Source organism: Desertimonas flava, assembly GCF_003426815.1.
GTDB classification, from domain to species: Bacteria; Actinomycetota; Acidimicrobiia; order Acidimicrobiales; family Ilumatobacteraceae; genus Desertimonas; species Desertimonas flava.
The window spans coordinates 119,700-134,052 of sequence record NZ_QKYK01000005.1 but is presented as its reverse complement, the minus strand read 5'-3'; the positions used below and the strand labels follow the sequence as shown (position 1 = coordinate 134,052).

The 14,353-nt window shown below is 70.5% G+C and carries 15 protein-coding genes; all 15 read left to right on the top strand.

From position 1 onward, the window contains the following. The first annotated feature begins 1 nt into the window (after position 1). The 15 genes from DN771_RS08565 to DN771_RS08495 all read left to right on the top strand — a co-directional run bounded on the left by DN771_RS08565 (position 2) and on the right by DN771_RS08495 (position 14,352). Positions 2-403 carry a Zn-ribbon domain-containing OB-fold protein gene (locus tag DN771_RS08565; RefSeq protein WP_116996947.1) on the top strand — a complete coding sequence of 134 codons (402 nt, stop codon included), beginning with the start codon at positions 2-4 and terminating at the stop codon, positions 401-403. Further along, the gene (locus DN771_RS08560; protein ID WP_116996946.1) at positions 400-1,182 is read left to right on the top strand and encodes a FadR/GntR family transcriptional regulator; all 783 of its coding nucleotides are present in this window, start codon (positions 400-402) and stop codon (positions 1,180-1,182) included. The genes DN771_RS08565 and DN771_RS08560 overlap by 4 nt, the downstream gene beginning before the upstream one ends. A 42-nt stretch (positions 1,183-1,224) precedes the next feature. Beyond that, positions 1,225-2,007, top strand: coding sequence for a FadR/GntR family transcriptional regulator (locus DN771_RS08555; protein WP_162941717.1), 783 nt, complete (start codon positions 1,225-1,227; stop codon positions 2,005-2,007). Positions 2,008-2,172: 165 nt separating this feature from the next. Then, a complete protein-coding gene (locus tag DN771_RS08550) occupies positions 2,173-3,165 on the top strand; it encodes a DUF222 domain-containing protein (protein WP_116996944.1) in 993 nt (330 codons plus the stop codon). Continuing rightward, a complete protein-coding gene (locus tag DN771_RS08545) occupies positions 3,120-3,533 on the top strand; it encodes a hypothetical protein (RefSeq protein WP_205528486.1) in 414 nt (137 codons plus the stop codon). The genes DN771_RS08550 and DN771_RS08545 overlap by 46 nt, the downstream gene beginning before the upstream one ends. Before the next feature lie 311 nt (positions 3,534-3,844). After that, positions 3,845-4,906 carry an amidohydrolase family protein gene (locus DN771_RS08540; RefSeq protein WP_162941716.1) on the top strand — a complete coding sequence of 354 codons (1,062 nt, stop codon included), beginning with the start codon at positions 3,845-3,847 and terminating at the stop codon, positions 4,904-4,906. After that, positions 4,903-5,979 carry an amidohydrolase family protein gene (locus DN771_RS08535; RefSeq protein ID WP_162941715.1) on the top strand — a complete coding sequence of 359 codons (1,077 nt, stop codon included), beginning with the start codon at positions 4,903-4,905 and terminating at the stop codon, positions 5,977-5,979. The genes DN771_RS08540 and DN771_RS08535 overlap by 4 nt, the downstream gene beginning before the upstream one ends. Continuing rightward, on the top strand, positions 5,963-6,322 hold the full coding sequence (locus DN771_RS08530; RefSeq protein ID WP_162941714.1) for a Rieske 2Fe-2S domain-containing protein: 360 nt from the start codon (positions 5,963-5,965) through the stop codon (positions 6,320-6,322). The genes DN771_RS08535 and DN771_RS08530 overlap by 17 nt, the downstream gene beginning before the upstream one ends. Beyond that, positions 6,319-6,765, top strand: a complete 447-nt coding sequence (locus tag DN771_RS08525) for a Zn-ribbon domain-containing OB-fold protein (protein ID WP_116996939.1) — start codon at positions 6,319-6,321, stop codon at positions 6,763-6,765. Before DN771_RS08530 ends, DN771_RS08525 begins: the two co-directional genes overlap by 4 nt. After that, positions 6,762-7,943, top strand: a complete 1,182-nt coding sequence (locus DN771_RS08520) for a thiolase family protein (protein WP_116996938.1) — start codon at positions 6,762-6,764, stop codon at positions 7,941-7,943. The genes DN771_RS08525 and DN771_RS08520 overlap by 4 nt, the downstream gene beginning before the upstream one ends. After that, positions 7,940-8,902, top strand: coding sequence for an LLM class flavin-dependent oxidoreductase (locus DN771_RS08515; RefSeq protein ID WP_116996937.1), 963 nt, complete (start codon positions 7,940-7,942; stop codon positions 8,900-8,902). Before DN771_RS08520 ends, DN771_RS08515 begins: the two co-directional genes overlap by 4 nt. Then, the gene (locus DN771_RS08510; RefSeq protein ID WP_116996936.1) at positions 8,899-10,176 is read left to right on the top strand and encodes a cytochrome P450; all 1,278 of its coding nucleotides are present in this window, start codon (positions 8,899-8,901) and stop codon (positions 10,174-10,176) included. The genes DN771_RS08515 and DN771_RS08510 overlap by 4 nt, the downstream gene beginning before the upstream one ends. After that, complete coding sequence (locus DN771_RS08505; RefSeq protein WP_116996935.1) at positions 10,176-12,503, top strand: CaiB/BaiF CoA transferase family protein; 2,328 nt, start codon at positions 10,176-10,178, stop codon at positions 12,501-12,503. The genes DN771_RS08510 and DN771_RS08505 overlap by 1 nt, the downstream gene beginning before the upstream one ends. Beyond that, a complete protein-coding gene (locus tag DN771_RS08500) occupies positions 12,500-13,453 on the top strand; it encodes an LLM class flavin-dependent oxidoreductase (RefSeq protein WP_162941713.1) in 954 nt (317 codons plus the stop codon). Before DN771_RS08505 ends, DN771_RS08500 begins: the two co-directional genes overlap by 4 nt. Beyond that, the gene (locus DN771_RS08495) at positions 13,450-14,352 is read left to right on the top strand and encodes an alpha/beta fold hydrolase (protein WP_116996933.1); all 903 of its coding nucleotides are present in this window, start codon (positions 13,450-13,452) and stop codon (positions 14,350-14,352) included. The genes DN771_RS08500 and DN771_RS08495 overlap by 4 nt, the downstream gene beginning before the upstream one ends. Position 14,353 lies beyond the last annotated feature (1 nt).

The window sequence follows — 14,353 nt, the reverse complement described above, 5'->3', positions numbered from 1 at the left end:
CATGCCCCTGCCCGTCTTCCACAACCCACCCGAGAACCACGTCGGCACCAGCTTCTGGGAGGGAGTCGACGCCGGCGAGCTCCGTCTCGCGAGGTGCTCGTCGTGCCAGCGGTGGCAGTGGTACCCCGACGATGTCGGCCCGTGCTGCCCCGGTGCGACCTACGAGTGGACCGCCGTCGCCGGCACGGGCACCGTCCACACGTTCACGACCGTGCGCCGATCGTTCCTTCCCGGAGCGAGCACTGCTCCCTACACGGTCGGGCTCGTCGAGCTCGACGGCGTCGACGGGGTGAGGCTGGTCTCGAACCTCGATGCCGACGTCGAGTGGTCGATCGGCGATCGAGTGACGGTGCGCTTCGATGAGGTCGATGGTCGAGCCCATCCGGTATTCGTACCGGCGTGAGCGAGGAACGAGCGATCGCCGAGTCCGAGTTGCCCTCGCGGCCCCTTCGCGTTCCCAAGACGGCCGACCTGGTGGCCGCCAATCTGCGCCGTCAGATCATTCGCGGCGACCTCGTCGCCGATGAGCCGCTCCCCGCCGAGTCGGCCTTGATGCAGCACTACAACGTGTCGCGGCCCACGCTCCGGGAGGCCTTGCGCATCCTCGAACACGAGGAGCTGATCGTCGTCAAGCGGGGCGCGCACGGCGGCGCGCGCGTCACCCCGCCCGACGCGGTCGCCGCGACGCGGTCGGCCGCGCACCTCCTGCAGTACCGGGGCACGACGTTGTCGGATGTGTTCGAGGCTCGCGCCATCATCGAACCGGCCGCGGTCCGCCTGCTCGCCGACCGCCCCAGCCCCGACGCCATCGCGATGCTCGAGGACGCGCACGCGCTCGAGTGTTCGCTTCGGGATGACTGGGACCGCTACAACGTCGCTTCGGCGGCGTTCCACGCCCGGGTGGTCGAGGCGTGCGGCAACCAGACGCTCGTGCTGGTCAACGAGTTCCTCCTGGCGATCGTCCGTCATCACCACCGGGCGATGTTCCGCCGGAGTGAAGACCAGTTCGAGGGTCTCGTCTCGTCGGCCATCGACGAGCACCGTCGCCTGCTCGACCTGCTGCGCGACGGGGACGCCGAGGGCGCGGAGGCGATGTGGCGCGGTCACATCGACGGTGCCGCCGTCGCGGCGATGCGATGGTTGGGGGAGCGCAAGGTGATCGAGCTGTTCGAGGAGGAATGACCGATCCCCATGCGGGACGGTCGGTCGTATCATGATGGGACGGTGAACCTGTCGAGCACCCCACGACGGCAGAGCGGATCGGGCGAGGTTCGCCTTCCGAAGGTCGCCGAGCTCGTGGCTGCCGAGATACGCCATCGCATCCTCAGCGGCGACGTCACTGCCGGCGATCCGCTCCCGAACGAGAGTGAGCTGATCACCCAGTTCAGCGTCTCACGCCCGACGTTGCGCGAGGCGCTCCGCTTGCTCGAGGCCGACGGCCTCATCGAGGTGAAGCGTGGCGTGGGGGGTGGACCCCGGGTCCGCGTGCCCGATGTCAGCGTCACGGCGCGTCACGCCGGTCTCCTGCTGCAGATGCACGGAGCGACGCTGGAGGACCTCATCGGCGCCCGCATGGTGCTCGAGCCGGCCGCGGTGCGCGAGCTCGCCAGGAGGGCCTCGAAGTCGGACGTCAAGGCGTTGCGGGCCGCGCACCAGATGGAGTTGGACGCCGGCGACGACTTCGATGCCAACGCCCATCACGCCACCCACTTCCACGGGCTGATCGTGAGCCTGCTCGGAAACCAGACGCTGTCGCTGCTCAACGACCTCCTGAGTGGCATCCAGGACATGCAGAATCGCACGGTGGTCGACCGCCTCCCCGAGGACGAGGCGCGCAGTGTGGTGACCCGAGCTCGGAGCGACCACGCCCGTCTGATCGACCTCATCGAACAAGGCGACGCCGCGGGTGCGGAGGAGGCGTGGACGCAGCATCTGCGCAACACTGCCCGGCTCACCAGGCGCACGTTCGGCCGGGCGCGCCTGATCGATGTGCGAGGCATCGGCTGACGACCTGACGGTCGCCGCCCGGCTGGCCGGCGAACCAGAACCCGCACCAGTACTGGCAGCAGATTCGCTTCGTATCGTTCTAACTTGCGCTGTCAGTCGTAAGATCGTTCGATAAATATCAGAACACCTGTTGCATATCTGAGTTATCTCCGCTATGGTCTGGAGATGGCACCTGGCGACCGCCCCGATCTCGACCGGCTCACTGACGCCGTCGACGCGCTCGGCGCCGCCTTCGCCAACCTCGCCGTCGAGACGTTCTCCACCGAGGTTCTGAAGAACTGCAGCCTGCAGGTATCGCGAGCCGCCAACATGGTCGACGGCATCCGGGCCGACCTGGCCCGCAAAGAGCGCGCCCTGCGCCCACCCGCCGGCGCCGTCGCTCCCCCCGCCGGGCGATCACTCGACCCCAAAGGCCATCGTCCAGGTAGACAACAAGAACGAGATTCCGAGCGATCGGATCTCTTCGACGAACTCCCCGACCTCGGCGACGCCACCCGCCGCGGCGACCTGTCCGGCGCGTACGCCGACGCCGTCAACCTGGCACTCGCCCGACTCTCCGCGATCGAGCGCGCGGCGTTCTACACGCGCTCTCGCGAGGCGCTGACCCAGAAAGCGTTGACCACCGACCTGCACGGATTCCGCGTTCACGTCCGCGAGCTCGTCGACGACTTCGACCGAGCCCGCCAGCTCGAAAGATTCCAACAACAACGCGCCAGCCGCCGCGGCAGCACCTGGACGGACCACGCCACCGGCATGACGAACCTGTTCGCCACGTTCGACCCGGAGACCGGCGCACGCGTCAAGCGCGCCATCGACCACGAGATCGACCGGCTCTACCGCGCCAAACGCGACGACCCCAACGACACCCGGTCCCATCAGCAAGTTGTCGCCGATGCCATCGGCAACCTCATCACCGGCGCACGAGCCACCAACGAGCGCAGCACCGACCTCGTCGTCCTCATCGACCTCTACACCCTGGTCACCGACGACAGCCCGACGGGCGACAGCTCCACCTGCACCAGCCCGGCCGACGCCGGCGCTGACATGCCACCGCCGTCAAGGCCCGGGCGCTGCTGCGAACCTCTGACGGCACACCCCTTCCCGTCGAAACCGTGCGTCGTCTCGCCTGCGACGCCGGCATCATCCCGGCCGTGCTGAACTCACGAGGCGTCGTGCTCGACCTCGGACGCTCCCGGCGTCTCGCCTCCAGCGAACAACGACAAGCGCTCCGCACGATGTACTCCACTTGTGCCTTCAACGACTGCGGCACAGCGTTCGACCGGTGCGAGATCCACCACGCCGACCCGTTCGGGCCACCCACCAACGGCGCCACGGACATCGCCAAGCTCATCCTCGCCTGCCAGCACCACCACCACCGCATCCACGACCAGCATCTACGTCTCTCGGTCGATCCCGTCACCCGCACTCTCACCGTCACCCACCCCGACGGCCACACCGAGATCCACCCCTTCCTCGACCGGCGACGAACCAGCGCCGACCCCGGCACCCTCCGCCCCACGGCATAGCCCGCCGGTCCCACGGGCACCCCGACAACGCCCGGCCGCGCCCTTGCGCACCCCTACAGTCCGATTCTCGCGAGCGCCCTGCCGACGAACTCGATCATGATCGCCAAGTCCAAGAAGGCCGCCGCCCGGCTTGCCGGGAAATAGCTAAAGGGTTAGCATGGATTTCACTGGCGGGAGGGGCCCGGCAGCACGAAGGGGATGCCATGACGCTCTCTGCGGTCTCAGCCGACTCACATGTCAACGAACCACCGGACCTGTTCGTCAAGCGCCTGCCGAGCAGTCTCCGTGACCGCGGCCCCAGGTGCATCGACATGCCCAATGGAGGCCAGGCCTGGGTGTTCGAGGACGTCGCCGATCCGATGCCCCTCGGGATGACTGCGGTCAACTTCCGGGCGCAGAAGCGGTTCGATCGGGCGGCGTACAAGGAGAAGTTCCTCGAGTACCGCGACGGGGTCCAGCGGGGCGTGCGCTACGACGACATCCTGCCCGGGTCGTTCGATCCGGTCGCCCGGCTCGCCGAGCAGGACGAGGACCACGTCGACGCCGAAATCCTCTATGCCAGTCCGAACGTGTGGGCGGGGGTCAAGGCCGGACGGGATCCGGCATTGCGGTTGGCGTGCTTCCAGGCCTACAACGACTGGATCGCCGAGTTCACCGCCGTCGCCCCCGAACGCAACGTCGGCGTCGGCCTGATCCCCAACACGGGGATCGACGATGCGATCGCCGAGCTCAGGCGATGCATCAGCGAACTCGGCCTGCGATCGGTCGCCATCGAGAGCTACCCCAACGGCTCTGCGTCGTCGTCGGCGCCCGACGACGACCGGTTCTGGGCAACCGCTGTCGAGCTCGATACACCCGTGGCGTTGCACGCCACGTTCACGTTCCCCCCGGACTCGACGATGCTGTTCGCCAAGGGCGACGCCAGGCTCGGGATCGAGGCGGCGAAGGGCAGCTACGAGCGGGTGTTGGAGACGTTGATCCTCGACGGCGTGTTCGATCGCTTCCCGACGCTCCGGTTCGTCGGTGCCGAGGTCAACTGCGGCTGGCTCCCGTACTGGTTGGAGCAGTTCGACCACAGCTTCCGGCGCCACGGCAAGGGGCTCGGCATCGAGCTCGAACTGCTGCCGAGCGAGTACTTCCGGCGCAACTCGGTGATCACGTTCATCGTGGACCAGTTCGGGGTGGACAGCCGGCACCTGATCGGCGTCGACAACATGATGTGGTGCAGCGACTTCCCGCACTCGGTGAGCAACTGGCCGATCGACGTCGAGATCGCCCATGCCCAACTCGTCGACGCCGGGACGGCCGAGCGCGAGCGGATCATGTGGCGCACGTGCGCCGAGCTGTACCGCCTCGATGGGGGTCGGGAGTGAGGCAGCAACGCGTCGATCTCTGGTCCGCGGCGTCGTTCGCGACCGCACCGGCCGCGCTGGTCGCCGACCACCTCACACCCGGCGCGCCACGCCACCTCGCTCCGCGGCTGGTCGTGCGGCTCACCGGCGGCACCGGCGGCGAGGGTGAGGCCGCCGAACTGCTCTCCACGGTCGACGGGCGACACCGCGCCCAGGACCTCGACGGACTGTCCGGGGAGGTGCTGCTCCCGGATCCGGCGCTGCTCGATGCCCTGCTGGCGACCGAGGACGAGGGCCGCCACCGAGCCGGCGTGGCCGAGTACAACAGCTGGGTCGCCGGCTTCCAGGCGGCGAGCCCCGATCGTGTGGTCGCGGTTGCCCAGATCCCCACCACTGGCCTCGGCGATGCACTCGACGCGCTCGCGGCTGCCCAGGAGGCCGGTCTGCGGGCGGTCTCGCTGTCACAGCCGCCTGCGGGCGCCGGCTCGTCGCCCCTCGACGGCGAGGACTTCTGGCGGCTCGCCGGAGAGCGTACGGTCGTCGTGCTCGGCCCGACGTACGGCGGCACCTCCTTCGCGGCCCGGGCGACACCGACGGTGGCGGCCGGGCGGCCCTCGCCGCACGTCGGGATGCTCACCAGGCTCGCCCTCACCGGCATCTGGGACGAGATCCCCGACCTCCGGTTGGTGATCGCGGGTGTCGACGCCGGCTGGATCCCTTACGTGCTGGAGTCGGCCGACACGAACTACATGCGCACGAGCGCCAGTCGCCCGGTCAACCTACGACGACCGGACGCGCTGCCCAGCGACTACGTCCGCCGCCACGTGTTCGCCACGTTCGGCACCGACCGCGTCGCCGCACTGAGCACCCGCTATCTCGGGCCCCACCATCTGCTCTGGTCGGCCGCCGTCCCGACGGTGTTCTCGCAGTGGCCCAACGACGAGGAGCAGGCGGCGGGTGTGACCGCCGGGCTCCCGACGGAGCAGCGGCGGCAACTCCTCGGCGCCAACTGCCGTCGCGTGTTCCGCCTCGACGGGGCCGAGGCGTTCGCCGAGGAGGAGCTCGCGGATTTCGATCGTGCCGAACTCGTCTGAGCCGGCGTCGTGTGGCGCGGCCGGCCGCACCGACGAGTGGACCGTCGTCGCCCGCAGCGACGACGTGGATCCGGGACCCATCGCCCGTTCCGTCGGCGGACGGCCGATCGTCGTCTGGCGAACCGCCGCGGGTCGGCTGTCTGCGCTCGCCGACTCCTGCCCCCACCAGGGGAATCCGCTCTCCGACGGCACGGTGGCCGGCCACGAGCTCCTGTGCCGGTACCACGGCTGGTCGGTGGCGTCCGACGGCTGGTGCGAGCGTGCCGCGGGTGGGACCCGGGCCTACGCGGTCCGCGAGGTCGGAGGCGACGTCTGTGTGCGCGACCCCATGGGCGATCGATGAGCGACGACGAACTCGAAGCACTCGTGTCACGTTCGGACGGGTGGGTGATCGACCATGACAACAAGGAGTTCTACGCCGGCCTCGCCGCGGAGAGGCTCCTGGTGGATCGCTGCCGATCCTGCGGCCGCTGGCAGCATCCCCCGAAGCCGATCTGCCCGGCGTGCTGGTCGACCGACATCGGGGCCGAGGAGGTTGCGGGGCGCGGCACGGTGCGACTGTGGACCGTGTACCGAGTGTTCGACCCCGTGCTCGGCGGCGTCGATCCCGCCGGGGCGCGAATCGTGACCGTCGACCTCGACGAGCAGGTGGGGCTGCGGCTGACCTCGAAGTTCATCGGCTCGCGCGACCCGGCCGTCGGCGACCGGGTGACGACCAGGTTCGTCGATCGGGCCGGGAGCCCGTTCCCGGTGTTCGTCCTCGACGACGGGGCCGAGGCGACGTGAGCCGGTACCCGATCCAGGACCAGATCGCCATCGTCGGGGTGGGGTCCACCGGATACCGGCGAAGCCGGCCCGACCGATCGCTCTTGTCGTTCGTTGCCGAAGCCGCCACGCAGGCGATCATCGACTCGGGTCTCAGCCGGGAGGACATCGGCGGTGTCTGTGGCGTGGCGCCCTACGTGCCTGGCTGGTTCGGGGTGAACCCGCAGACGCTGACGGGCACCCTCGGCCTCCCCGAAGTCCACTACCAGAGTTTCGAGCTCCCGCCGATCGGACACGTCCTGTCCAACGCGATGCACGCGGTCTTCGCCGGCGCCTGCGACGCCGCGCTCGTGTACAACGGCATCTACCGGTCGGCCGCGCTCTCGCGTTCTGCCGCGGCCGACCCCGTCCGGCGCCAGATCGGGCCGCCCGACGATGCCGGGTTCGGCCTGATGGCGCGGGTCGACTTCGCAGCGTACGGGCAGCACTACTTCGAGACGTCTGGCGCAACCCGCGAACACCTCGGCCTGATCGCGATCAACGGCCGCACCGGCGCTCTCCACAACGACCTCGCGGTGATGGACGCCCCGCTGACGATGGAGCAGTACCTCGCCGGTCGGATGATCCGCGATCCGTTGTGTATCTACGACTGCGACGTCCCGGTCGACGGAGCGGATGCGTTCGTGCTGACCACCGCGGAGCGGGCCCGGGACCTTCCCGGTCCGGCCGTGTTGATCCACGCCGCGACCGTCGCCAACGCAGGCACCCGCGCCGTACCCGGCCAACCCGCGCTCGTCTCGTCCGGACAGCATGTCGCGGCCGCATCGCTTCGCGAGCGCAGCGACCTGTGGATCGACGACATGGACGTGTACTTCCCGTACGACGGGTTCAGCGTGATCACGCTGGCGGCGATCGAGGCGATGGGCTTCGCCCCGGCCGGCGCCGCACCGGAGCTCCTCGAGGACTGGTGGTCCGACGCCGAGCAGCGGCTCCTCGTCGGTGGCCGCGTGCCGGTCAATCCGCACGGCGGTGCACTCTCGGAGGGCGGGACGCAGGGTTCGGGGCACGTGCGCGAAGCGGTGCTCCAGCTCCGCGGCCACGCCGGCGCCCGCCAGGTGCCAGGTGCACGGACGGCGATCCTCAATCCCGGCGGGATGTTCCACAACCCGCAGGGATTCGTGTTCCGGAGCGACGCGTGAACGGTGTCGAGATCGGGGCCATGTACATGGGAGGGGCGGACTCCGGTGTCAAGGAGTTCGGGATCGCCGCAGAGGCCGCCGGATTCGACTCGGTGTGGACCGGCGACCATCTCGCTCACTACATCGACGGCATCGCCGGCCTGGGCATCCTCGCCGGCTGCACGGAACGGGTCACGATCGGCAGCAACGTGCTCGTGGTGCCCTTTCGCCGCCCGGCGGTGATCGCCAAAGCACTTCTCACCGTCGCTCAGTCCGCCGGGCGGCGCGTGGTGATGGGAGTCGGCCCCGGCGGCGACGTCCCGATCGAGTTCGCCATGGCGGGCGCCGACCACTCGACCCGCGGTCGCTACACCGACGAAGCCCTCGACGTGATCGCCGGCCTCTGGAGCGGCCGGCCGTTCTCCTACGCGGGGGAGTGGAACAACTTCGGCGACGTGGTCATGGAGCCGGTTGCAGGGGCGCGGCCCGACGTCTGGATCGGCGGTCGTTCCGCCGCGGCGCTGCGGCGAGCCGTGCTCCGTGGCCGCGGCTACAACCCGTACCTCGTCTCGCCCGACCAGGTCGCCGCCCGCTATCGCGAGCTGCGTACCGTCGCGACCGAGGTCGGCGTGGACCTCGGACGCGGCTTCGACTTCGCCGCCACCACCTTCTACGTGCCGGGCGCCGACGCCGAGGACGCGCTGCAGCGTGGTTACGGTCGCGTCGGATTCAGCGGCGTGTCCGAGCAGCACTTCCGCCGGGCCTACATCCTGGGTGACGTCGAGGACCTGCGCCGCGGCATCGACGCCTATCTCGCCGCCGGGGTCCGCCACCTCGTCGTGGGCTGCGCCCCCGGGGCGCCAAGGCAGCTCGACGCCTTCGTCGGCGCGTTCACAGAGATCCTCGACGAGGTCCGCGGGACGCTGGGGACTCCGACCGTCACGAACGCACCGACCGAGGGAACGAGGAGCCGCCCATGAACGATGCCATCGACGAGGTGCGCCCGCCCGAGGTGCCCGACAACGTCGCCGGTCTGCGCACGATCGACAGCTACCACCTCGTCTCGGAGGTGCTGCGGTCCCCGCGGTTCGGCAACGGGCGTCCCGACCTGCCCCGGATGCGCGGCACGCTGCCCGTCATCGACGGCGACGAGCACCGTGAGCGCCGGCGTCGCCAAGCCGTCCTGTTCACGCCGGCCGCGATCGAGGCCTACGAGCGCGACATCCTGCGACGCCAGCTCGACCGCTTCTCGGCCGAGTGCCGCGGCTCGGTCGCCCGAGGCGACATCGTCGCCGCCGACCTCGTCGAGCTCGGCCTGTCGTGGCTCACTCAGGTGGCCGCCCGGATCGCCGGGATCGACGGGGTCCACGACGACGCGTCGGCGGCTCGGCTGCGGGACCTGACCGAGGGGCGTGTCGCCGAGTACGCCAAGGTCGACGACGACGAGCGGCGACGGATCGACGAGGACGACATCGCCCGCCGAGCGGTCTTCGCGACGGAGTTCTTCGCACCGTCACTCGCCCGCCGCCGACAGATGGTCGCCGACGTCGCGTCCGGACGCGCCAGCCCCGACTCGCTGCCGCGTGACGTGTTGACGCTCCTCGTCGACGGTGCCGGTCCGGCCTGGGACGAGGAGCTCGCCCTGCGCGAGGTGCTCGTCTACCTGGCTGGTTCGATCCGCACGACCGCACGCAGCCTGGTCCACCTGACCGCTCATCTCGCAGCATGGTTCGCCGACCATCCCGCCGATCTCGAGCGACGGACGGACCCGGCGTTCGTCCGGGCTGCGGCCGAAGAGACCCTGCGGCTGCATCCGGTGCTTCCGGTACTGCTGCGCAAGGCATCCGAGCGCGTCGAGCTGAGCGACGGGTCGGTCGTCGCCGAGGGCGAGCGGTTGGCGCTGCTGTTCGGCGCCGCCAACCGCGATCCCGCGGTCTTCGGGCCGACGCGCAACGTCTTCGACCCCTACCGAGACGTGAGCCACGCATCGGTGCCCGGCTACGGACTCGCGTTCGCGGCCGGTCCGCACACGTGCATCGGGCGCAGGTTGGCGATGGGATCAGCGGACCCCGACGGTGGCGCCATGGGATCGCTGGTCGCCATGGGACTCCGGTTGCAGGCGATGGGTGCCCGCCCTGATCCCGACGCCGCCCCGGTGTACGACGAGAGCACCTTCTACGACGAGTACGCGCGCTTCCCGGTGCTGGTGGATCCCTGGCAGGACGCGGCCGTCGCGATGGAGGGTGCCGGCTGATGCCCGGTCCCCTCGAGGGCACGGTGGTCGTCGACGCCTCGTGGGGCATGCCGGGTCAGGTCGGCACGGCGCTGCTCGCCGACTACGGCGCGCGGGTGATCAAGGTGGAGCGCCCCGGCGCGACCGGTCTGCCCCAGCACCGGGCCGTGTTCGATCGCAGCAAGTGGAGCATCGTCCTCGACGCCGGCGACCCCGGCGACCGGCGACAGATTCGTGAGCTGATCGCCCGGGCCGATGTGTTCGTCGAGTCCTTCGGCGCGGGGCGGGCGGAGCGATACGGCCTCGGTCACGAGGAGTTGCGAGCGGCCGATCCCGACCTCATCGTGTGCTCGATCACCGGGTACGGGCGGCACGGGCCCTGGCGGGACCGACCCGGCTACGACGCACTCGTAGCCGCTCGTCTCGGGCTCCATCACGAAGTCGATGGGCCGGAGCCGGGACCGCACTTCCACGGGCATCCGGCCATCGCCTACGCGACTGGCTTCCTCGCCGCGATCGGAACCCTCGCCGCCATCCGGGCGAGACGGATCACGGGCGCAGGACAGCTGGTCGACGTGTCGCTGCTCGACGGCGCGCTCGTTCAGACCCCCATGACGTGGTGGTGGAGTGAGCGGGGGCTGTCGTTCATCCGGCGCGACGCGTCGGGCGCCGCCGGCTTCGGGAACAGCAGGATCATCACCGACAGCTTCTTGTGCTCGGACGGCGAGTACGTGATGATGCACTCAGGCGGTGAGGGCGGCTTCAAGCGGAGCATGGAGATCCTCGGACTCGGCGATCGCGTCCGCACGATCGAGGGACAGCCGGAGATGTCGGTCCCGCTGGACGACGACGAGACCGAGGTGGCCCGGGTGCTCGCGCCGCGAGTCTTCGCGACGAGGACCCGGGCGGAGTGGATCGAGCGATTCGCTGCCGCCGATCTGGCAGTGAAACCCGTGCTGCGGCCGGCGGAAGTACTCGACGACGACCAGGTGCGCCACGCCGGTATGACCGTGGAGGTGGAGGATCCGGTGCTGGGGCGGATGCGCCAGACCAGCCCGGTCATCGTGTTCGCCGAGTCCCCGGCTCCGCGACCGGTGCCGGCGCCGCTTCCCGACGCCAACCGGTCCGACGTCGAGTCCGTGCGCTCGGCCTGGCGTGATCGGTCGGCGGCGCAACGGCCCTCCGGGGAGCTCTCGGGTGCGCTCGACGGGGTCCGGGTGCTCGATCTGAGCTCGTTTTTCGCCACCGGCTACGGCGCCAAGCTGCTGTCGGACCTCGGCGCCGACGTGATCAAGATCGAACAGCCCGCCGGTGATCAGTTGCGACCGTTCCCGGATCCGTTCGAGGCCTGCAATCGCGGCAAGCGCAGCCTGGCCATCGATCTGCGCACACCCGCCGGGCTCGGGGTGCTGCGCCGCCTCGTCGCCACGTCCGACGTCGTGATGCACAACCTCCGGCCGGGCAAGGCCGAGAAGCTGGGCGTCGGGTACGAGCAGCTCGCTGCGGTGAACCCCGACCTGGTGTACGCCTATCTCCCCGGGTTCGGGTCGAGCGGGCCGCGCCGGGACGAGAAGAGCTTCGAGCCCCTGCTCTCTGGCTTCACCGGCGTCCTCTACCAAGCTGCGGGTGAGGGCCGGCCGCCGATCCGCAAGGCGTTCGGCAACGCCGACTACTACAACGGTCTGCTCGGCGCGACGGCGGTGCTGCTGGCCCTCGAGCACCGCGCCCGAACCGGTGTCGCCCAGTACGTCGAGAGCCCGCATCTGCACTCCAGCCTGTTCGTGATGAGCGAGAACGTGACCACCGCCGACGGCACTCCGCTCCGTCCGGACCTGGTGCTCGACGAGCACCAGCGGGGCTGGGCCCCCACCTACCGGCTCTACCGGACGGCCGACGGTTGGATCTGCCTCGCCGCCGTCGGGTCCGGCTCGATCGGCCGGCTGCGTGCCACGTTCGGCTGCGACGCCTCGATCGGCGCGGCCGACCTCGGCGCGGTGCTCGAGCGCGAGATCGCCGGCATGAGCACGGCCGAGGCGACCGCGCGACTGGAAGCGGCCGGGGTCGCGTGTGAGGCGGTCGCGCCGACCAGCTACCTCCCCGAGCTCTTCTTCGAACCGTGGGCGCTCGAGTCGGAGCGAGTGTTCGCTCAGGAACATCCCGCCCACGGTCCCATACGCGAGGTCGGACTGGTGACCCACCTCGGTGGCACCCCTGGCCGCAACCGCGGTCCCAACGCGCTCCTCGGAGCGCACACGCGACAGATCCTCGGTGAGCTCGGGTGTTCGGCGACCGAGATCGACGACCTCGTCGCGACCGGAGTGTGCCTGGACGCCGGGGGGTTGGAGTGAGCCGCCCGTTCGCGTCCGGCTCGGTCTCGCTGGGACTGCACCCCGACACGGCGAGACCCGCGGACGATCAGCTGCGGGTGCTCGTCGGCCAGGCGCGCGCGGCCGAAGCGGCCGGGTTCGACGGCGTCACGCTGAGCGAGCACCACGCCAACTTCACCAGCTACCTTCCCCAACCATTGCTCGTGGCGGGATGGTTGCTGGACGCCACGACCACGATCTGGGCGGCCCCGACGCCGCTGCTGCTCGGCCTGCGCAGCGCCGTCCTCGTGGCCGAGGAGCTCTGCTGGACCGCCGCGCGCCACCCGGGCCGGGTGGCCCTCGCCGTGGCGTCGGGCTATGCGGCCTCCGATCTCGAGCTCGTTGGTGTCGACCCGGGGCAGCGGACCGAACGGTTCCGTGAGCAGCAGGCGCTGCTGATGGAGGTCCTCGGAGGCCGCCACGCGGCGAGCGCCGACGCGGCGATCCGGGCGTGGCGCGCCGATCCCGGCCCGGTGCTCAGCGCGACGAACAGCCGGTCCGCCGTCCGCCTGGCCGCCACGCTCGGGATGGGGATCGTGTACCCGGGCGGGGAGGACCCCGACCGGCTCGGTGGTCTCACGGCGGCCTACCGGGAGGCGGGCGGCACAGGACCCGTCGTGTGGATTCGAGGCTTCTGGATCGGTCAGCCGCCGCAGACCGAGGAGGCGGCCGCCCTGGCCGCGACGTATCGCCAACGCTCACCGGTCGGCACACGGCAGACGCAGGGGTTCCACACCCCGATGCTCAGCGGCTCGCCCGACGAGATCGCGGAACGTGCACGCGACCACATCGCCCGGGCGGGGATCGACACCGTCAACATGCGGCTGCACGTCGCCGGGGCCGGGACGGCCGCCGTCGACGAGCAGATCGAGCGCGCCGGGAGCGAGCTCCTGCCGGTACTTCGCGAGCTGACCGGAGGGCGTTCCCGATGACGGCGACGCCACCGCCGACGGGAGTACCCGGCGAGTTCGACATGATGGCTCAGGCGGCCGGCCGCCTCGGGCTCGCCGAGCTCCCGCCGGTCGAGCGGGTGAGCTTCCGGGGCGCGCGGGTCTCGCTCAGCGCCCTGCGGTGGGGCCGCGGCGACCCTCGTGTCGTGCTCCTCCACGGGGGTGGTCAGAACGCCCACACGTGGGACGGGGTCCTGTTCCGGCTCGGTGCCGACGCGCTCGCCGTCGACCTCCCGGGCCACGGGCGCTCGGGCTGGTACGACCACCCCCCGTACCTCCCGAGCGACCACGCAGCCGACCTGGCGCCGGTGCTCGAGGAGGTGCGCCCCGACCTCGTCGTCGGCATGTCGATGGGCGGACTGGCCATCATCGCCATGGCCGGTCTGCGCCCCGACCTGTTGGCGCGGGTGATCCTCGTGGACGTGTCGCCGGGGTCGACCCCGGACCGGAGCACGCACATCACCACGTTCACCGATCGGACCGTTTTCGACTCACTCGACGAGATGGTGCGCCACACGCGCACATTCCGCGTCGGGCCCGACGAGGAGTCCCTGCGGCGCAGCGTGCTCTACAACGCCCGACCCCTCGGCGACGGTCGGTGGACATGGCGGGGGGACCGGCGCCCGCCGCCCTCGGGCGGTGACCGGATGGCGCCGATCTTCGCCGATCTCCCGCGCTACTGGGACGACGTCGCCCGCCTCACGTGCCCGACGATGGTCGTGCTCGGCGAACGGTCACCGATCGTGCACGCGGAGGACGTCGCCCGCTACCGCACGTTGGTGCCCGGCATCACGGTCGTCACGGTGCCCGGCGCCGGCCACAACGTCCAGGGCGACGCCCCGGACGAGCTCGCCGGATTGATCGCCGGGTTCGCTGCGTGAG